Origin of the sequence: Aquimarina sp. ERC-38 (assembly GCF_026222555.1) — a bacterium.
Taxonomy (GTDB): domain Bacteria; phylum Bacteroidota; class Bacteroidia; order Flavobacteriales; family Flavobacteriaceae; genus Aquimarina.
In genome coordinates, this window is record NZ_CP098511.1 from 1,574,258 (window position 1) to 1,595,766 (window position 21,509).

The following is a 21,509-nucleotide window of genomic DNA, read 5'->3' on the forward strand; positions in this document are numbered from 1 at the left end:
ATGTGTGGAATCGTTGGATATATAGGACACCGAGATGCTTATCCTATTGTATTGAAGGGTTTAAAAAGATTAGAATATCGCGGATATGATTCCGCAGGAATCGCTTTATACGATGGAGAGAATATTAAACTTTCTAAAACAAAGGGGAAGGTTGCTGATCTTGAGAGTAAGTTAGAAAATGAAATTGATACAAAAGGTACAATAGGTATTGGGCATACACGTTGGGCAACTCATGGTGTGCCTAATAATGTAAATTCTCACCCGCATTATTCAAACTCCGGGAACCTGGTCATAATTCACAACGGAATTATAGAAAATTATGATTCCTTACGAAAAGAACTAACTAATCGGGGATATACTTTTACCTCAGAAACAGATACTGAAGTTTTAATTAACCTGATTGAAGATGTAAAAACCAATGAAAATGTTAAACTGGGGAAAGCAGTTCAAATAGCTTTAAATCAAACAATTGGAGCATATGCCATTGCCGTTTTTGATAAAAATAAGCCGGATGAAATTGTAGTGGCAAGATTAGGTAGTCCATTAGCTATTGGAGTAGGAGAAGATGAGTTTTTTATTGCCTCAGATGCTTCTCCTTTTATTGAATTCACTAATAATGCGATCTATTTAGAAGATGGAGAGATGGCAATTGTACGAAGAAAAAAAGGGGTGAAAATTCGTAAAATTCAAGATGATAGTTTAGTGCAACCTTATGTCCAGGAACTTCAGATAAATCTCGAACAGATTGAAAAAAGCGGGTATGACCACTTTATGCTTAAGGAGATTTATGAACAACCGGATGCTATCAGTGACACTTACCGGGGCCGTATGTTGTCTAAAGAAGGAATTATCCGTATGGCGGGTATTGATGATAACCTGGCTAAGTTTTTAAATGCTAAGCGTATTATTATTATTGCTTGTGGTACTTCCTGGCATGCGGGATTAGTAGCAGAATACATTTTTGAAGAATTAGTCCGTATTCCGGTTGAGGTAGAATACGCCTCCGAATTTAGGTATCGGAATCCGGTGATACACCAGGACGATGTGGTGATTGCTATTTCTCAAAGTGGAGAAACGGCAGATACCATGGCTGCTATTAAATTAGCTAAAAAGAGAGGGGCTTTTGTTTTTGGAGTATGCAATGTAGTAGGGTCATCCATCTCTCGTGAAACACATGCAGGTGCTTATACCCATGCCGGACCGGAGATCGGTGTAGCATCTACCAAAGCTTTTACTACTCAGATTACCATACTTTCATTGATAGCTCTAAAACTTGCAGAGCGTAAAGGAACCATTACCAATAGTGATTTCTATTTATATTTACAAGAACTAGAACTTATTCCTGAAAAAGTTGTTGAAGCCCTAGCTTCAAATGAACATATACAAAAGATTGCTTATACGTATAAAGATGCAAAAAACGCACTTTATTTAGGTAGAGGGTATAACTTTCCGGTAGCTCTGGAAGGTGCCTTAAAACTAAAAGAAATTTCATACATTCATGCCGAAGGTTATCCTGCTGCAGAAATGAAACATGGACCTATTGCCTTGATTGATGAACAAATGCCGGTAGTTGTTATTGCTACTAAAAAAGGGCATTATGAAAAGGTAGTAAGTAATATCCAGGAAATTAAATCCCGAAAAGGAAAAATAATAGGGATTGTAACTAAAGGAGATACTGCGGTTAGAGAATTAGCAGATCACGTTATTGAAATTCCGGAAACCTTGGAATTTCTAACTCCATTATTAACTACCATACCACTACAATTATTATCGTATCATATTGCAGTGATGTTAAATAAGAATGTCGATCAACCAAGAAACTTAGCGAAGTCTGTAACGGTAGAGTAATAAGTTTAGCTAGTACAAAATAATTTTAACAACCTTGAGAATTTCTTATCGTAAGCAAATTTTCAAGGTTTTATAATTTATAGGATTTCAATGGCTTTCTAAGCACTTTTAACTTTATTCACCATAGTTACAGACTTTATTTTTTGGTGTCATTTAATTTCATATAATATTGGACTTATACGTGAATACCATCCCAATAGTAATATGCAAAGCAGGTTCATAAAACCTTAGGTATAGTCTTATGTTATTCAGATTTAATTGCAGCGAATTTTTATAGCAATATCTCTACTATATTATGATAAAAGATTTGTGTTCAAAGGCGATTGTTAAAACTAATCTGATGTTCTTATATACGGGTTCATTATACCAATTTTACAAGCCAAATTGGTTGCGTTAAATTCATTTAATCCTAAAAAATATTGGAATAAGTCACTTACTAATAATACATTATTTGAAAATAACAGTGTTATTATTAATAATAACTACTCATCATAAATTATTCAAAACGTAGTATTAAGATAAAAATATCAATTGCTTATAAATTTTCTTAAAATTATCAATTAAGTGTAAAAATAAAGGTATTTATTTTTAATAATATAAACAATATGTTTTTCAACTTAAAATTTGGTATTTTAACGTTAAAATTATTGTTAATAATATTTTAATAATTAATTTTGCCTATCAATTTTAAGGTTAAAACGTATTAAATATACGGTATTTTTTAATTTTTTTAATTTTTTAAAATGAAAAACTTTATACCCCTTTTCTTTCTATTTTTAAGTTTAACAATCTCTGCTCAAATTACGTTTACTGGTCAGGTGATTGATGATCGCGGTATGCCCATTCCGTTAGCTAATATTTCACTTGAAAACGAGGATATAGGAACGGTTACTGATTTTGATGGTATGTTTACGCTTACTATTTATAAAGAGTTCCCTATTACTATCATCGCGAGTAGTGTAGGCTATGAATCCAATAAGACAACGATTACTGAAAATTCTAGCGATGTTCAAATTATCTTACGAGAAGGATCTGAACTCGACATAGTTGTAATATCAGCTTCCCGGTCTCCGGAACGTATTTTTGAGTCTCCGGTAAGTATTGAAGCATTTGGTGTACAGGATATAAATGCTACCACTTCATCCAATTTTTATACCGGTTTGGGAGAGATTAAAGGGGTAGATGTCAATAGAAACAGCTTAACTTTTAATTCTATTAACACCAGAGGTTTTGCTTCTTTTACTAACACCCGGTTTGTTCAGCTTATTGATGGAATGGACAACACTTCTCCTTCGCTAAATTTTGTTGTTGGAAATCTTATTGGAATTAATGAATTGGATGTAGAAAATATCGAATTACTTCCCGGTGCTTCTTCCGCTCTATACGGAGCAAATGCCTTTAACGGTATTTTGTTTATAAACAGTAAAAATCCATTTGATAACGAAGGGATTAGTACTTACGTTAAATCAGGGGCTACTACGCAGGAAGCAGCAGGAACTAATTTATTTTATGATGTTGGATTTCGGGCGGCAAAGGCATTTTCAGATAAGTTTGCCGTAAAGGTTAATTTTTCTTTATTGAACGGAACAGATTGGTTTGCTACGGATTTTTCGGATGAGCTTACTCCTCTAGGGCAGAGCGTTAGCAATCGTCTTACCAACCCCGCTTATGATGGACTCAATATCTATGGAGATGAAGTTGTACAAAACATTAGAACCGTTGGACAGAGTCTTTTAAATCTTGGTAAAATTACACAAGAGCAATTTGATTTGCTTCCTGTAAATCAATCCGTGAGTAGAACTGGTTATAAAGAAGAGTTTTTGACTGACTATAATGCACAAAGTTTAAAAGCTGACTTCGGACTTTACTATCGACCTGCTACAGATGACTTTGAAATTAGCTTTATTGGTAGATTAGGCCAGGGACAAACTATTTTTCAGGATACCAACCGATTTTCATTAAATGATTTTTTGTTACAACAATATAAGTTAGAAGTTAAGAATAAGAACTTTTTTGTAAGAGGATATATTACCGCAGAAAATGCAGGAGATACCTATGATATCCGTTTTGCAGGGATTAATGTAAACCGCGCCTGGAAGAGTGATCAGGAATGGTTCGGTCAATATGTGGGTGCTTTAGGGCAAACACTAGAATCAGGAGCTGACCTGGAGCGAGCTTTTACTTTAGCCAGAGGGATAGCAGATACAGGTAGATTTTTACCAGGTAGTGCTGAGTTCGAACAAGCCTTTGATCAAGTAATAGCTAGTCCAGATTTACTAAATGGTGCTCAATTGATATCAAAAACCCGGTTGTTTCATAGTGATGCTAATTATAATTTTAGCCATTTGACTTCTAACTTTGCAGATATCCAGGTAGGGGGTTCTTTCAGGCAATACACATTAGATTCCGACGGTAAAGTATTTACTGATATTAATGATCCTATTACGTATTCTGAATTCGGATTATATTCTCAAATTCAAAGAAAACTGATTGATGACCGTTTAAAACTAACCGGGTCGATCCGTTATGATAAATCAGAATTATTTGAAGGTAATTTTTCGCCTAGATTTTCGATTGGATATACGTTAGGTGAAAAAAGAAATAGAAATTTAAGATTTTCCGTACAAACCGGATTTAGAAATCCAACGACACAGGATTTGTATTTAGGTCTTAATACCGGTCAAGCCATTGTTTTAGGGTCTGCAGAAGATAACTTAGCTAGGGATTTAAGGAGTTTTACAGATAGAAACAATATGCCGGTTTCGATTGCTGGAACACAGGCTTATCAAAACTCTTTCCTAGCTTCTTCCGTATTAGAATTTGCAGCGAGTGGAGGAGATGCTAACTTTTTGACAGTTGCAAACCCAGAGATTGTAAAACCTGAAAAAGTAACTTCTTTTGAGTTAGGGTACAGGGCTAAATTTGGTTCGGTTATCTTGGATTTGAGTGGTTATTATAATGAATACCAGGATTTTATTTCTACTGAGAATGTAATTGTTCCTTTTGCCGGAGATAATACGAACTTTAGTTTAGAACCGGTAGATTCTAGTGCTCCAGCTTACGATCCTGCAAATCCTGCCACTATTGGTGGCTTAAATGCAGATACGCAACAGATTTTAGGATCACTTGCCACTGGTGATTTCCAGGTGTATCAAGCCATTACGAACTCTGAAGTTGATATTAATTCTTACGGAGTTGTTTTTGGTTTAACTACAAAAATATTTGGTAATTACGATCTGGGAGGTAGTTATACTTATGCCGAACAAGATTTTGACAAAACTAAAGAACCGGATTTTGAAACCGGTTTTAATACACCTCAACATAAAATTAAAGCTTCCTTTGGTAATCAGAATTTATTTGAGAATTTTGGATTCAATACCAATGTTTTATGGAGTGATGAGTTTCTATGGGAATCTTCTTTTGCAGATGGAATTGTACCTTCATATGTGATTTTTGATGCGCAGGTGAATTACAGGATTCCAAGTCTCAAATCTACTATTAAGTTAGGGGGAACGAATATAGGTGGTAGCGAGTATGCAATTGCGCCAGGCACAGGTCTTATCGGCTCACAGTATTATCTGGGAGTAACCTTTAATAATTTTTAAAGTAGCCTTTAATATCTCTAACTAAAATACATTTTATGAACCTAGGGTAATATTTTTATCATATCATCATATATAAGCTTATCTAATTTTTTTGGGTAAGCTTTTTTTTTATTTTTGGCGAAATTTCATTTGTAAACCACTACTTTCTTTCAATAAAATAGAAAAGATTATTACTACAGATGTTCAATTATTGACCAAAAACAAGTTACAAACTCAAACCACATCCACTTATGAATAGGGCACTACTTTTATCGTTGTTTTTTATCAGTTTTATCTGTCGATCGCAAACAACAGTTTACGGAATTGTAATTGATGAATATGATATACCAATCCCATTAACTAATATTTCTATAGAAGGGGGAAATGTAGGAACCGTTACTGACTTTGACGGGATGTTTACCTTAACTGTAGATAAGGAATTACCATTTTCAATTACAGCTAGTAGTATTGGTTATGAATCCCAAACTATTGAAATAACTTCTGTAACTGATTTTGTAACTATAAAATTATCAGAAGGTACGGAATTAGATATAGTAGTGGTATCCGCTTCCAGGGCACCAGAACGTATATTTGAATCACCGGTGAGCGTGGAGTATTTTGGGGCCAGGGATATAAAAAAGAATACTTCTTTAGATTTTTATTCTGGATTAGAATCTTTAAAAGGTGTTGATGTAAATACGGGGAGTCTACTTTTTAATTCTGTTAATACCAGGGGATACGGATCCTTTTCTAATCCCAGGTTTGTTCAGCTTATTGACGGAGCTGATAATAGTTTACCTGCTTTAGGTTATGCCGTCGGTAATTTAGTAGGGATATCTGACCTGGATGTTAGTAATGTAGAATTATTACCCGGAGCATCCTCAGCCTTGTATGGTGCAAATGCATTCAACGGTATTTTATTTATTAACAGTAAGAATCCTTTTGAAAATCAGGGTATCAGTGCTTATGTTAAAGGTGGGGCAACTTCTCAAGAGGCTGCGGGAACTAATTTATTTTACGACTTTGGCATAAGAGCGGCAAAAGCCTTTTCTAATAAGTTTGCTGCTAAAGTTAATATGTCTTTTTTTAAAGGAACTGATTGGTGGGCAACTAATTTTGATAATATTAATAATCCCGGATTAAACAGTGAAGAAGACCCTAATTATGATGGTTTTAATATTTACGGTGATGAAATTGAGCGAAATATGACTGCAGTAGGGAGTGTTCTACTAGCACGTCAAGTTATTACTCCTGAGCAGTTCGCTTTATTACCAGAAGGACAGGATGTTAGTAGAACTGGCTACGCTGAACAGGATCTGGTCGACTATGATACGGAAAGTTTTAAATTTAGTGGGTCTCTTCACTATCGGCCGTTTGCTGACGATTTTGAGATTATATTCAATAGTAGATTAGGAAGGGGAAATAGTATTATTCAAAATACCAATCGATTCTCTGCGCCTAACTTCTTCCTACAGCAACATCGTCTTGAAATTAAAAATAACAACTTTTTCGTAAGAGGATATATTAATTCTCAGAATGCTGGCGATTTATATGATACCCGTATAGCGGCTATCAATATAAATCAAGGAAGAAAGACAGATAATGAATGGTTTGGAGAGTACGTAACGACGTATGCTAATGCAAGATCTGCCGGACTTCCTAATAATGAGGCTCATTCTCGAGCACGTGCTATTGCAGACGCTAACCGGTTAATACCAGGTACCGCTGAATTCCAGGAAGCCCTTGATAATGTTACGAGCGATACTGATTTTACAACCGGATCGAAATTTAAAGATGAGTCCAATTATAGTCATGTTGATGTGAACTATAACTTTAGCCATTTAACGGGAGATATTGCGGATATTCAAATCGGAGGTTCTTTACGTACGTACAATTTAAAATCATTTGGTTCTGTATTTACGGATGCTAATAACGATATTAATTACTCAGAATATGGTACTTATTTACAAATTCAAAAAGAAGCTTTTGATGATCGTTTAAAATTTACAGGTTCGATAAGATATGATAAGTCAGAATTATTTGACGGCAATTTTTCGCCGAGATTATCTGTTGTTTATACTTTAGGAGAAAACAAAAACCATAATATACGTGCATCTCTACAATCAGGATTTAGAAATCCAACGGCTCAAAATGTGTATATGGGTCTAGATGTAGCACGAGCAATTACCGTAGGAACGGCAAAAGATAATCCTGAGAGAGATATTAGAACTTACAGTTATATTGATAGAGCTACCAATATGCCTACAAGTGTGACCTTATCTGGTCAAGATGTATTAGATAATTCATATTCCTTGACTTCTGTTAGTTCTTTTGCAGAAAGTAACGATATTACGAATCTGGAAAAATCGAATGTTAAAGATGTACGACCAGAAGAGGTTACTGCTTATGAAATAGGATATCGAGGTAAATATGGTAATTCGGTTACTTTTTCTTTGGCTGCTTATTATAATAGCTATGAAAATTTTATTAACTCTACAAACGTAATTACCCCCTTTTATGGTACGGTTGCAGATGGAAATCAGACATTGAATGATCCGAATGCTTTATTAGCATTATCAGCCTTACAAAATGGTGATTTTCAGGTTTATAATTTTGCTACTAACACGGAACAAGAAGTAAGATCTTATGGAGTCACTACAGGTATAAATGCAAGAATCTTCAATAATTATGATTTTGGGATTAATTATGCCTATGCAAAAGAAGATATTGACGGTCTGGACGCCGGAAGTTTTAATACTGAATTCAATTCTCCCGAACATAGGGTAAAAGCAACTTTTGGAAATACGAATATTATACAAAATTTAGGATTTAATACTAGTATAAAATGGAATAGTGAGTTTTTATATAACGATGCTTTTGGGTCTATTGATGTTCCATCTTTTACTATTATAGATGCCCAAGTTAACTATACAATCCCATTTTTAAAATCTACTTTAAAAGTAGGAGGCACAAATTTAACCGGAAAAGAATATTTTGACGGGATTGCTACCGGGTTTATAGGATCTTTGTATTATATAGGACTCACCATAAACAATCTATAAAATACGTTCTCATTCTGGTAATATATTTTTAGAATAGGATAGTATGCTTTTGGTTTACTATCCTATTTTGTTTATAAAGAAACGAAGTACATTTTTAATTTACCTTTACCTTTTACTTCAATTTTACCACGATATTCAAATTGAAGATCCGGCTCGTCTTTTAAATGTTGATAAATACTTTCACTCACATTTACCTTACCTACCGCTCCGTTACTTTCCATCCGACTAGCAATATTTACGGTATCTCCCCATACATCGTACTGAAATTTTTTAACTCCTACAATTCCAGCTACAATAGGACCAGCATGAATACCTAGTCTCATCTCAAAAGCAGGAAGCCCATTTTTTTTGTTTTCTTTAATACGGTTAATAATGAAAGTTTGCATTTCTAATGCAGCAAAAATAGTATTTTTCATGGCATCCGGACCAGGCTGCGGTAGTCCTCCCGCTGCCATATAAGCATCACCGATAGTTTTTATTTTCTCAATATGATATCTTTCTATAATTAGATCAAAAGCTTTAAAACAGGTATTAATTTCGGCAACTAATTCCTGTGGTTTTAAGATTGAGGCGGTTTTAGTAAATGATTTAAAATCTGTAAAAAGAACAGTAGTCTGTTCAAAGTCCTGAGCCTTTACGAATCCTTTCTGCTTTAATTCCTGTGCAATATCGTGTGGTAAAATATTAAGTAATAAGCTTTCTGAACGGTCTTTCTCTATTTGTAATACCGCTTTGGATTTTTTAATAAAACGCAGTCTGCTATAAATCACCCCACTCAATAGCAGTACTATAAAAGCAATGGTAATTAAAATATATTGTTGTTTTTCTTTCTTTACAATTGCTTTTTGATGCTTTTGCTTTAATTCGTTCCTTCTGTTAATATTTACAATACTATCTAACAGCATTTGTTTTTCAAATTCCATTTGTAATGCCTTATTAGCTGTCTTTTTAAGATGTAAACTATCCTTAAATAAGATGGATTTCTCATGGTAGAAAAGGGCTTTATCTTTATAATTTAGAGTTTTATATATTTTATATAAACAATCACAAGCATCTCTCTTTAAGTCCAATTCCTGAAGTTCTGTAGCAATTTGTAATCCCGCCTGGCAATATTTTCCCCCTTCTTTTATTTCCCCCTTCTTTCTTAAAATATTACCTATTGCAACTGATGATAACCCTTGAAAATGAGGGTTTTTATTTTCAACCGAATGTTGATATACTTTTTGGTATAGATTTACTGCATTTTCCCATAGTTCCTGAGATCCATACCAATCCGCATAGTTATACCAAATTTCTATTTTGGTTTGAAGATCATTTACTAACGTAGCATATTGAAGACCTTGTTTAAAATATTCTTCCGCAAGTTGGTAATCCTTATGAGTACGATAAATTTCCCCTATGGCGTTTGCTATAAGAGCTTGCTGTTTAAAGTCTTCAATGGTATTGTATAAATTAGCAGCTTTCTGAAAATACTTCATTGCATTTTCAGTATCTCCTATCTTTAGATAAATACCTCCTATATTCTGAACAATAGATCCTTGTAGTTTTGGTTGAGATAAGGAGTTTAAAATTTGCAATGATTGTTTGTAATGCTCTAAGGACTTTAAATAATTTCCTAAATGATAATGAATAGCTCCCTGATTATTTAAAGCGGAAGAAATGCCTTTATAATCTGATATCTTATGATGTTGTTGTTTACTTTTTTCAAAAAATATTAAAGATTTGTGGTAATTCCCTTGGTAGTAGTTAACCGCTCCTAATTTACTATAGCAAATACCTGTATTCTTAGAATCACCTAATTCGATATACAGTTCAAGACTTTTATTCAAATAGTAAAAGGCAGTTTCATATTTCAAATTCTGCATTGCTTCAATACCACAAATTTGTAACTGTTGGGCTTTTTCTTCCTTTTTGAGAAAACTGTTTTCTGATAAAAAAGTTTCTAGAGCTTCATTGTCAAAAATACTATTGCAATTTACTGTTGCAAATGGTATTGTACTTATAAATAAAAAAAGCATCCAAAAAACCGGATACTTTTTATAAAGATAACTTGTTATGTTATGATCTGTCTTCAATACATGCTTAAGTTTAACTAGAATGGGGTTGTTCACTCATTATACGATCATTCCATTTAGAGTAGGTAAAAGTCCTGTAATTACCGGTTCCACTCCACCTCCTCCAGCAATAATTTCCAACTGCGCTTCATCTAACTCAATATCCTCAAAATCCGGTTGTGGGGGGAGGATTAAATAAATCGTGTTTGTATCTGTTTGGTCAATTACTACCAGCATTTTACCAACCGGAACATTAATTTTTTCACCGGTTAGTTTCTCAATTTCCGGTATAGGATTAGCGATTAGGTTTTCTTTAAATGATGGATTTGTCCAAGCCTCCCTTAAAGTGGCTTCCAGTACTTTTTGTGCTTTAGAATATTTCATGGTACACATTTATGATTAGTATCTGGTAAAAATAAGAAGACTCGTATTGACAAAACTGACAGAATTACTGAGAAAGCTACCTTTCTTCTCTCACTAGTTGTAAATTGCACTTTTGTAAAAACAATTGAATTGGCCTGAATTCAGGGTTGTGCTTTTGTGATGCTTCAAATAATTTTTTAGCTAAACTAAATTGTCCTTTCTGAAAAGCTTGTAAACCTGATTTAAAATTATCAAGAAAATTTTGATCTTTTTTATATAAAGGGTTCGTATTAGCTTTAAATACCGTATATATTTTTAAAGGATGTTGTTTACCCTTTACTGCAATTGTATCAATTTCTAAACAATGAAAATGATGTTTGACTTCCTGGTAGGTACTTTCACAAATCAATAGGGGTAATTCGTATTCTTTGGTAGCACTTTCTAAGCGAGCCGCCAGGTTGACCGGATCACCAATTACTGTATATTCAAAGCGTTTTTCGGACCCTATATTTCCTGAAACTACCTTCCCTGTACTAATTCCAATTCCTATATTTAAAACGGGTAAGTCCGGATTCTCATGATTCACTTTTTCCAGTGTATTTATCATATCTAAAGCACAATGAATAGAGTTAATGGCGTCATTTTCTATAGCATATGGAACACCAAATACGGACATTACAGCATCTCCTATAAACTTATCAAGCATTCCTTTATTTCTATAAATGGAACTTACCATTGCTTCAAAATATTTATTGAGCAACTTTACAATCTGAATAGCTCCGAATTTTTCAGTTAAACTGGTAAAATTGCGTATATCTGAGAAAAGAATACTGCATTTTGAATAATTTCCCTTCAATAAAGAAAGATTTTCCTTATTCATCACTTCATCAACTATATGCTTGGGGATGTACCTGCTTAGATTAGATTCTATCCTTTTTTCTTTAGAAATATCATTAAAAACATGGATGACTCCTATAATTTCCCCTTTGGTGTCTACCATAGGTAAAACACTTATATTTAGTGTTAAAGTTTTACGATTACCTATATTAACCTTAATTTCATTCTTATAGACTTTTTTCCCGGTTTGTAAAGTTTCCTTTCCATAACTCATTAACTCTTTGAAGGGGGAAATGAGATTATCAACAGTTTTATTAATAACATTAGTAGTATTATAAGTTAAAAAAATACTTGTAAAAACATGGTTTACAGTTCGAACCCTATTCAATTTATCTACCGTAACAATACCGTAATCTAAATTTTGAATTAACATGTTTAGATAGTTTTTCATACTATGTGCCTGGTCAAATAGTTCGGCGTTTTGTATGGCTATTCGAATTTGACTGGCAAATCCGTTTAAAATGTGTAGGTCATCTTTACTAAAAACACCCTCCTTCTTATTGATGGCTTGTACTACGCCAAGGATTTGTTGGTATTTATCAAAAACTGGTACGGATATAATAGATGTAGTGCGATACCCTGTTTGTTTATCTATAGAGGGATCAAAATCCGAATGATGGTAGGGATCATTAATAATACAAGGTTTTCCAGTTGCAGCAACCTTTGCTACAATTCCCTTTCGGGTTCGAACCACTTCATTATCTAAACCTTTGGCAAACAGTGTCCATAATTCATTAGTTTCCTTATCCAATAGAAAAAAAGAACTTCGATCCGCCCCGGTAATTTCTGCTGCCTTATTTATAATTAGTGGAATCAATGCGTTTAATTCTAACTCGGACGAAATAGAAGTAAAAACTTCTAGTAACTTTGAAAAATTATATTGAACTTTTTCACTGGCCACGTACAAATCATTTCCTTTAATAATAAGCGCTATTGCAGTTGCAAAACTCTCTAGGATACGTTGATCTTTAATAGTAAAATTTCCTTGTATTTTATTTAAGCATTGTAAGGCGCCAATTAGTTGATTTTTATCATTATAAACAGGTAGACAAAGGGTCGAACAAGTTGTGTATCCTGATCTTTGATCAAAAGAATCTTCGAAATTTGGGTTCGCATAAACATTATTTTCTATAATAGGAAGCCCGGTACTAAACATTTTTCCAACGATTCCCATACCAATCGGAACTGAAAGTATTCGGTTTTCGAACCCTTGAGCAACAATACTTTCTAATACTTTGTTTTCAGAATTAAAAAGATAGAAAGTACTTCGGTCTACTTGAATAGCATCAGAAATCTGCTCAAGCATTCTATTGATTTCCTTTATTATACTTTCTTTATAATTCTTCATCTTCTTTCCTTCTTATTTTTATTTTGGGACTAGAGAAATATGATTTTCTGTTTTCTATTTACTTAACAAAAGCTGTTATGTTAATCAAGTAAAGACATACTTATTTTATGTTATTCCCAACCCCTCTCATAGGGAAGGAATAGTATAATTTAAAAACCAACGTTCTATTTATGCTTCTGTCACATTAGTTTCTCTATTATATTTTTCTATTAAGGCAAGAACCCCGATATCTGAACTTAAGGTTAATAAATCCGTTTCACAAATACATTTTAACCTCTTAATTTGTTCTGATATATTGTCAATTTTCCCAATTTTTTTATCAAAAACTTCCAAGTTTCCGGCTGTTTTTTTTAGTATTATTTGCACGATTTTAAAAGTGGCATTATCTTCATCATCCATGTAGTTTTCAAACCTACCACCTTCCCGATACACCGGATAATTTTCCAACCCCATGAATTTTAAAAACCATGTGGCATTAAAATTCTTTAGTACTCCGGTAATACCAGCATAGTCAGCAATTAACTCATCATGTAGATTTTTAGCTATATGATTATAGTTTACAACCGTAAATTGATGAGCGCACTCATGGTAAAGTCTTATTTTTAAGGAGCTATCCAACCATTCCTGTTCGGATAGCTCCATATCTTCGGAAGGAACATTGCTATAGGGTTTTTTACTTAAAACGATAAGTTGATCCTGATATAATTCTTTTTGCGGAATAATGGTATTTTTAAACGCTGTTGACCAATCCAACGCATTATTTTTTGTTAGAAATTCATGTTTAAGTTGATGGATACGATCCCAATTATTTAATCCTTTAATGAATACAGCACCCATAGAATCGGGTAGGGCTACCGGTTCGTTTTTATGAGCCAAAGCCCGAACCACTTGTTTAAAATCCTCTGTATTCGGAACAATAAGTACTGGGACTTTACCGGCTACTCCATTATGAATTTCCAATCGGATATGTTCCGGTTCCTGTAATACCAGTCCCGAAGCTTCCGGAAATACAGTGGTAGATTTTCCTGCCAGGGTTGCTTTTCGATAGTTTTCAGTTTTACTAATACCTGATGCTACCGGAAACTGAAAAGAAATCAGGTATTTCTGTAAGGTGGAAAATACACCATTTACTTTAGATTCCTCTACATAAGATTCCCAGGTACTTATACTACTGAAATTGGCATGCAAATACTCTGGAGTTTGGGACGGGACTTGAACCCGTACGGATTTATTTTTCAATTCTTTTTCCGCAGATACTCCGGCATATACTGATTGCGAAATAAATTGATTTTTACAATATGCTAAAATTTTCGAGATGCTTTCTTCCGGAGTGCCAAGTTGTTTTAGATATTCTATTTTTTCGGACTTACTTAGCATATCATACCATTTGACGTTTAGCAAGGGTAGTAAATACTCCGTCCATTTCTAATAATTCATTATAAGTACCCGACTCCACGATCATTCCTTTATCTAACACAAAGATTCTATCGGCATTTACTACCGTACTTAAACGATGTGCAATTACAATACGGGTGGCTTGTAATTTATCCAGACTTTCAGAAACAATATTTTGAGTTCTATTATCCAGGGCACTGGTGGCTTCGTCCATAAATAATAACCTGGGTTTATGAGCTATTGCCCGGGCGATCATTAAACGTTGGCGTTGCCCTCCTGAGAACGTACCCGCTCCTTCACTGATAACCGTATGCATTTCCATAGGCATTTGTTTAATATCTTCTTCCATTCCTGCCATCCGTGCTGCTTCCCAGGCATCTTCAAGGGTGAGTTCTGAGTTTCCAACAATATTTTTATAGATACTACCTGACATTAGCGCTCCGTTTTGTAATACCACCCCAATTTGTCTACGTACCAGGTCTTTATTCATCTTTTCAAACGCATGCCCGTCGTAGTATACTGCTCCGGTTTCTGGTTCTTCAAAACCTAATAACAACCGCATGATCGTAGATTTACCGGATCCTGACGTTCCTACAAAGGCTACCATTTCTCCAGGTTGAATACGAAAAGAAACATCTTTTAATACTAAAGGTTGTTCTTCATGATATCTAAAGGAAACCGAATTAATTTCAATTTCACCAGCTAGTTCACCCGGATCCAAACTTCCTACGGATGATTCCGGTATTTCTTCCAGAATAGGTTGTACCCGTTCGTATAAGGTAATTACATTTAAGGATGAAATTAACGCCATGCTCATCTTTAAACAATCTCCCAGAAATTGGTTAAAAGCACTGATAAAGGCCATAAAGGCTCCTACGGTAATGACAGCAGCACCGGGGCTCGCTGTTTTTATTGTATAAAACAGAAAAGAGAAAAAGAAAATATTGGTAAAGAGTGGATAAGAACTATTAAAAATTTCCACATGATTTTGATAACTTCCTGAAGAAAAACCAAGTTGTTTTAGTCTTGCAAAACGTTCTGCCCACAGTGAAAAAATCCGTTTTTCACCCCCGGTAATCCGGATTTTTGTAATTCCGGATAAAAATTCAAATAAAAATCCTTGTAACTCACCTTGAGATTCAGAAATATCCCGGTCATATTTTAATTTTAAATATCCAATGGTACTGATAAAGGCCACAGCTAACACCGCCAATCCTACCCCAATCCAAGCAAGACTGGACTGATAATAAAATAGTAAAATTAGATTTACAAAAGAGAAAGCACCACTTAATACTGCGGTCATCACGGTATTAGATAAAATTTGGCGTATGGCATTAATACTCAACGCCCGATTAGTTAAGTCTCCTGCGGTATATTTTTTGTAAAATGATACGGGTAACCTTAGCAAATGGTCAATTACCCCTGCCTGTAAATTAATACTGGACTTGGTTTCTACCCTTAGTTGAAGTACGCCTTGTATCAATTGTAGTCCGGCAGTTACCAGTCCGATTACCATCATAATAATAAATACTTCCATCAACAAAGAGCGATCGGCAGTAGGAATTACATCATCAAAAAGTACTCCCGATAAGATGGGAACGAGTAAACCAATCACACTTCCGGCAAAAGCAGCTATTAATAAAAATTTTGAATCTCTTTTAATACCCTGGATCGCAAAATGATAAAGTTTTTTAACTGAAGTTATAGTTTCTGAAAACCCGTAAAAGAACATATAACTGATTGGATCTAAAGTAGCGGCAACTTCTTGTGTAACGGGAGTTTCTTTACCTGTCTCCGGATTTTTAAGTATATAATGGGTAGCATCCTTTTGTAATAAGGCAACTGGTTCTTTCGTTTCTTTTAAAAAAGCTAATAGATGACCGTTTTCCTCCTTCCACCAAATACCCCGTAGAATTATTTTTCGGGTTCTAACCTTGGAAGCCTGAGCTAAGGCAAATAACTGATTGGTAGTATTGCTTTCTTTTTGTGTTTCGTTTTTAGGATACTCAAAGTTAAACCCAGCCTGATCTCCTATATATTGACAAGCAGTATGTAATTTATTTTGAAGTGTACTAGAACTATGAGTCGTATTTAAAGCTTTGTTTTTTACTTTCTTATTCACAATATCCCCTAGTTTCCCCAGAGAATTATTTAATTTTTCTTTTTCTGATTGTATTTTGTTCAGGATTTTAGTTTCCTGTCCTTTTATTTGTGCAGCTATTCTATGTTGCAATTTTTTAAATAGGTGTTCCTGTACCTGGTTAAGGGAAAGCATAAATAGGATTTCATCTTTTAGTACTTCCCTGGTAGTAAATATTTTCAGGTTGGTTTCTTTCTCAAGTGCAGTTACGTATAAGGAAGCGGTTACCGGAATGGTGTTTTTAAAAGGAAGTTTAAGAGGTTGATCCGTTGTATCTCCATATGCAGCGATACTTCCTTTTTCCACCCGGCACCAGGCTACTCCTTTATGCGGGTAAGCAATTTCATTTTTAGTAAGTTGTATGTCTTTTAGTTTATCTAAAGCAGTAAAAACTCGTGGAGCATGGATATCCTGCACAGCATGGGTTGTTTTGATCAACCATTTTTCTATATGAAATTGTAAAAAAGTATGGTCAACTTGTAATAACCTGTTTTTATTAATCGCAATAACCCGTGCTTCTGTACTTACGGCAATTAAACGAATATCAGTTTCCGGTTCACCAGTAAGTAAACTGAAAATAAGTTCTCCTTTTTGAGCTGTATATAAAAAGTTTAGGTTACTTTTATAAGAACCCTCTTTATCTAAAGCTACCCAAAAGATATCAACGCTACCGGAAGTCACCATCCAAAACCGGTCCTGATCCTTTAAAATCAGGTTTTTGTTAATCCCTATATGTATTTTTTCGTTTTCAAACATTGTTTTATGTTTTTTGTGCTATCCTAATCTCATCTTAAATCCATGTCTTCTTGTTTCTCGTCGGAAACAAGAAAGGAAGGACTTTCTTTTATATTTCTATCCCTATTCATCCCATCCCCGGCCTTTCCCTAGGGGAAGGGAGCTCAGAGGTCCTTCCTTTAAGGAAGGATTTAGCATAGGATCATTTTGCATCTATTAATTTTGTATACACTCCATTATTTTTTATAAGTTCTTCGTGGGTTCCTCTTTCTACTATTTTTCCATATTCCATTACGATGATTTCATCGCAGTCCATAATGGTACTGAGGCGGTGTGCTACGATCAAGCAAGTACAACCTCTACGTTTAATATTGTCCATCACTACTTTTTCAGATTTCGGGTCAAGCGCACTGGTTGCTTCATCTAAAACTAGAACCGAAGGATTTAGTGCCAAGGCTCTGGCAATTTCCAAACGTTGACGTTGCCCACCGCTAAAGTTGGTTCCCCTTTCTAATACTTCTGCATCATAGGCATTAACCCGAGCCGAGATCGTATCGTGAATGGCGGCATCCCTTGCTGACTGTATCATATCGGTTTCGGGTAGGTTTTCATCCCAAAACGAAATATTTTCCTGGATGGAACCTTTAAACATTAATACTTCTTGATCAATTACCGCTAAGGACTCGGTCATTACGTGTCGCGGAATCTCCGAGCGATCCTGTCCATCAAATAATAGTTGTCCTCCCCAAGGCTTGTAAAGGCCACTTACCAATTTGGCTACCGTGGATTTTCCACTTCCTGAGCCTCCTACTAAGGCAATCCGGCTACCGGGGGTTAGTTTTAGGTTAAAGTTATCAATCAAAGCGGGCATGGTCGTATTGTACCCAAATGAAATATCTTTTAATTCAACATATCCGATTAATTTTTGAGTGGGTACCGCCTTATTAACATTTACTTCATTTGAAGTTTGAGCATTTTCTTCTTCCTTTATAAATTCTTCTTCTTTTTCATAATTCAATACATCATCGATCCGGTTCATGTCCCCTTCAGTTTCCTGTAACAAACTTCCGGTAGTAACCAGTTGATTGACCGGACGCATAAAATTATTCATCAGATATAAAAAGGCGACTAACATCCCTAAAGTCATTTGTCCATCCATTACCCTTAAAGCACCTAGTCCCATTATCGTTGTAGTGGTTAAGGACATCAATAGCGGCGGAATCACATTTAAACGTGCGGTAAGCCAACCTAAATTTTGTTGTGCATTCATTACTTTGGCCAAATATCCTGACCAGGTGGTAAAAAAATCACTTTCTCTTCCGGAAGCTTTTAAAGTTTCAATCATACTAATTCCGGAAGTGGTAGTCCCTAATAATTTTCCGTTTTCGTTAGTAAGATTTCGATTGCCATCTTTTCGTGCACGAGAGACATAACGTAATGCCAGAATGTTTAAGGTAGCCATACAGACTCCAATGACGGTTAACAATACATCATAGGATAGCATCAAAATGGCATAAAATACGACTACAATTACGTTTAATACCGCATTTGCCAAATCTCCGCTTAGTAAACGGGCTACTTTGTCATTTAGAGAGACTCGGCTTCCAATTTCGCCACTGTACCGTTGCGTAAAAAAGGAAATGGGTAAGTGAAATACATGCCATAAGAATTTACTGGAAGTGGTAAGTGCTAATTTGGTTTCTAACCGAAGTAAATAATACTGTTGCAAATACACTAACCCGGAGTTAACTAATAATACAATCCCCATAATTAGTAGCAAAGGCATGACAAATCCGGAAATACCGTTAATCAAGTATTTATCAATAAACACTTTGGTGAACGAAGGAATTACCAGTCCGGGAATTACTAAAAATAAACTTGCCAAGATAATATAGGTAACACTCATCTCCGAACCTGAAATACGAGAAAGTAAAGAAGATCGGAGGCTCTTTTTTTCATCAGCTTTTTCAAATACTTCATTAGGTTCAAAAGTCATGACTACCCCGGTAAATGCATCGTCAAATTCTTCGTGGGTGACCTGGTACCTTCCCTGGGCGGGATCGTTTAAACACACTTTATTCTTGGTAAATCCTTCCAGGACTAAAAAGTGATTAAAATTCCAAAAAATAATGGCGGGTGCCTTTACTTTTTTTAGCTTTTCGATAGACTTAGCAAAACCCTTAGCTTCTAATCCGAATTGCCTTGCTGCTTTTAAGATATTAGTTGCTTTTAACCCATCCCGAGATACCCCGCAAGCTATTCTTAATTTTTCGAGGGGTACAAAACGTCCGTGGTACCCTAAAATAATACTTAATGCCGCCGCCCCGCATTCTACAGCTTCCATCTGCAAAACCGTAGGCGTTTTTATCGGACGGGGTAGTTTTTCGGTCTTTGTATTTTTTTGTTTTATGTTAAACATGATGCGGTTTTTTAGTTGAATAGTCATTAGGCACTAGGCAAAAGTGTTGTTTGGGTTATTTAGTTATTATGTTATTAAGTTGTTTTTGAATTCATAATTCTACATTTATAACTAGTCTATGGTGGACTAGCCATTAGCCACTAGGCAAAAGTGTTGTTTGGGTTATTTAGTTACTATGTTATTAAGTTGTTTTTAATTCATAATTCTGCACTTATAACTAGTTTGTGGTGGACTGGCTAAAAGCCACTAGGTAAAAGTGTTGTTTGGGTTACTTTGTTGTTTTTAAACTCTAAATTTTACATTCATAATTAACGAACTTGTTTCCACTATAAAATCTAACATCTATTAGTGAGCAAAGCGAACGGTCTAACATCTAGCAGCGCAGTGGTCTCACCCTAATATAAATCAAAGAACTTTTTTAATGCGGGGACTACGATGGCGGCCGGGGGTTCGGTTTTTACGGTTATTTTACCTAAGCAACTGGTTCCTTCGTTAATTACTAGATCCGGACCCTGGGCAGAAGTCCATTTGAATCCGCTAAAGGAAGTAGTGTCCTTCTCAAATTCGACAAATACTTCAAATGGCGCTCCCATAGCCAACAACCCCTGTACCAATTGATCATTTTTTACGGAGGTCATCATTCCCTTTTGGGTAATTGGAAAATCCGAAACGTAGGTAACTTTTCCTTTCATAAACCCGTGTTCCTGGGGTTGTACGGTCGAAGGAACTACCAGGGCTTCCATTCCAACTTTAATCTTTTTCCCATCCTGTGAAGGGATGTAAAGTACGCCTCTTAGTTTGTCATTATTTGACTTTACAAAGTTTTTCAATTTGCACAATGGCGAACCTTGCCCTACCATAATTCCGGCATCAGTTAATAATTCGACAACCTGCCCGTTGTAAGGACTTTTAATTTCTGTTTGAATTGTATAACGTTCATTCAATTGTTCTAATTTACGTTCGGCTTCAGCAATGCGTTGTTTTTGATTAGTAATACGTTGTTCAAGGTCAAAACCTAAATTTAATTGTTGACTGGATGCCTGAACCCGTTGTGCTTTTAACGATTCAATGCTATTTTTTGCATTCTCAATTTGTTGTTTGGTATTGACAACCTGTGATCGGGTTAATAGTCCTTGTTTCAGTAAATCATTTTCGGTTTTTAACTGATTTTTTAAGAAAGACAAGTTTTTACGTTGTGTTTCTATTTGTAGGTCAATACTGGAACGTTGTTGTTTAATCAATTCCCCCTGAATACGAGAATCTTGATTTCCATAAGACAATAATTGTTCTAACTCATATTTGCGCTCGGTGATGGCAACTTGTGCTTCTTCGATCTGTTGTTGCAATTCCGGTTGTTCAATGATGGCAACGACATCTCCTTCCTTAATTTCGTCTCCTATACTTACTTTTAAGTTTATTAACTGGCCCTGGGATGTAGAAACAATTTCGTGTATTTCTCCACCTAATAAAACACCCGTTACATTTAATTTGGTTTTTACCCGGCCTATAAATGACCAACTGATTCCGGTAGCAAGGATCAATAAAATGGTTACCAGAGAAATCCAGGCTTTGGTTCCCGTAATTTTAATGAGTTGGTCGAGTTTCTCCGGAGTGGAGAGTTTTTCTAATGCTGCTTTTCTAAAAAATCCTGCTGCCATAATGTT

The 21,509-nt window shown here is 35.1% G+C and carries 10 protein-coding genes; 3 read left to right on the forward strand and 7 right to left on the reverse strand.

Going from position 1 to position 21,509, the window contains the following annotated elements:
• From glmS to NBT05_RS06750, 3 genes are all read left to right on the forward strand, one after another.
• Entirely contained in the window at positions 1-1,848 is a 1,848-nt protein-coding gene (gene glmS, locus NBT05_RS06740) for a glutamine--fructose-6-phosphate transaminase (isomerizing) (RefSeq protein WP_265772729.1), read from the forward strand.
• A gap of 743 nt (positions 1,849-2,591) precedes the next feature.
• On the forward strand, positions 2,592-5,453 hold the full coding sequence (locus NBT05_RS06745) for a TonB-dependent receptor (RefSeq protein ID WP_265772730.1): 2,862 nt from the start codon (positions 2,592-2,594) through the stop codon (positions 5,451-5,453).
• Between the two features lie 230 nt (positions 5,454-5,683).
• The gene (locus NBT05_RS06750) at positions 5,684-8,494 is read left to right on the forward strand and encodes a TonB-dependent receptor (protein WP_265772731.1); all 2,811 of its coding nucleotides are present in this window, start codon (positions 5,684-5,686) and stop codon (positions 8,492-8,494) included.
• A gap of 71 nt (positions 8,495-8,565) precedes the next feature.
• Here the strand turns inward: NBT05_RS06750 and NBT05_RS06755 are convergent, their stop codons facing one another.
• From NBT05_RS06755 to NBT05_RS06785, 7 genes are all read right to left on the reverse strand, one after another.
• Positions 8,566-10,569 (reverse strand): adenylate/guanylate cyclase domain-containing protein, encoded by a 2,004-nt coding sequence (locus NBT05_RS06755; RefSeq protein WP_265772732.1) that lies wholly within the window; start codon positions 10,567-10,569, stop codon positions 8,566-8,568.
• 39 nt (positions 10,570-10,608) lie between these two features.
• Positions 10,609-10,932 carry a hypothetical protein gene (locus tag NBT05_RS06760; protein WP_265772733.1) on the reverse strand — a complete coding sequence of 108 codons (324 nt, stop codon included), beginning with the start codon at positions 10,930-10,932 and terminating at the stop codon, positions 10,609-10,611.
• 76 nt (positions 10,933-11,008) lie between these two features.
• Positions 11,009-13,156, reverse strand: coding sequence for an adenylate/guanylate cyclase domain-containing protein (locus tag NBT05_RS06765; RefSeq protein WP_265772734.1), 2,148 nt, complete (start codon positions 13,154-13,156; stop codon positions 11,009-11,011).
• Positions 13,157-13,324: 168 nt separating this feature from the next.
• A complete protein-coding gene (locus NBT05_RS06770) occupies positions 13,325-14,533 on the reverse strand; it encodes a DUF7005 family protein (RefSeq protein WP_265772735.1) in 1,209 nt (402 codons plus the stop codon).
• Position 14,534: 1 nt separating this feature from the next.
• Entirely contained in the window at positions 14,535-17,447 is a 2,913-nt protein-coding gene (locus tag NBT05_RS06775; protein ID WP_265772736.1) for an NHLP bacteriocin export ABC transporter permease/ATPase subunit, read from the reverse strand.
• Between the two features lie 181 nt (positions 17,448-17,628).
• The gene (locus NBT05_RS06780; RefSeq protein ID WP_265772737.1) at positions 17,629-19,845 is read right to left on the reverse strand and encodes an NHLP family bacteriocin export ABC transporter peptidase/permease/ATPase subunit; all 2,217 of its coding nucleotides are present in this window, start codon (positions 19,843-19,845) and stop codon (positions 17,629-17,631) included.
• Positions 19,846-20,240: 395 nt separating this feature from the next.
• Positions 20,241-21,503 carry an NHLP bacteriocin system secretion protein gene (locus NBT05_RS06785; RefSeq protein WP_265772738.1) on the reverse strand — a complete coding sequence of 421 codons (1,263 nt, stop codon included), beginning with the start codon at positions 21,501-21,503 and terminating at the stop codon, positions 20,241-20,243.
• Positions 21,504-21,509: the final 6 nt, after the last annotated feature.

Bases quoted from the DNA above. Each gene is read 5' to 3' on its own strand.
- glmS (WP_265772729.1), top strand. From the start codon at position 1: ATGTGTGGAATCGTTGGATATATAGGACACCGAGATGCTTATCCTATT.
- NBT05_RS06745 (WP_265772730.1), top strand. From the start codon at position 2,592: ATGAAAAACTTTATACCCCTTTTCTTTCTATTTTTAAGTTTAACAATC.
- NBT05_RS06750 (WP_265772731.1), top strand. From the start codon at position 5,684: ATGAATAGGGCACTACTTTTATCGTTGTTTTTTATCAGTTTTATCTGT.
- NBT05_RS06760 (WP_265772733.1), bottom strand. From the start codon at position 10,932: ATGAAATATTCTAAAGCACAAAAAGTACTGGAAGCCACTTTAAGGGAG.
- NBT05_RS06765 (WP_265772734.1), bottom strand. From the start codon at position 13,156: ATGAAGAATTATAAAGAAAGTATAATAAAGGAAATCAATAGAATGCTT.
- NBT05_RS06770 (WP_265772735.1), bottom strand. From the start codon at position 14,533: ATGCTAAGTAAGTCCGAAAAAATAGAATATCTAAAACAACTTGGCACT.
- NBT05_RS06775 (WP_265772736.1), bottom strand. From the start codon at position 17,447: ATGTTTGAAAACGAAAAAATACATATAGGGATTAACAAAAACCTGATT.
- NBT05_RS06780 (WP_265772737.1), bottom strand. From the start codon at position 19,845: ATGTTTAACATAAAACAAAAAAATACAAAGACCGAAAAACTACCCCGT.
- NBT05_RS06785 (WP_265772738.1), bottom strand. From the start codon at position 21,503: ATGGCAGCAGGATTTTTTAGAAAAGCAGCATTAGAAAAACTCTCCACT.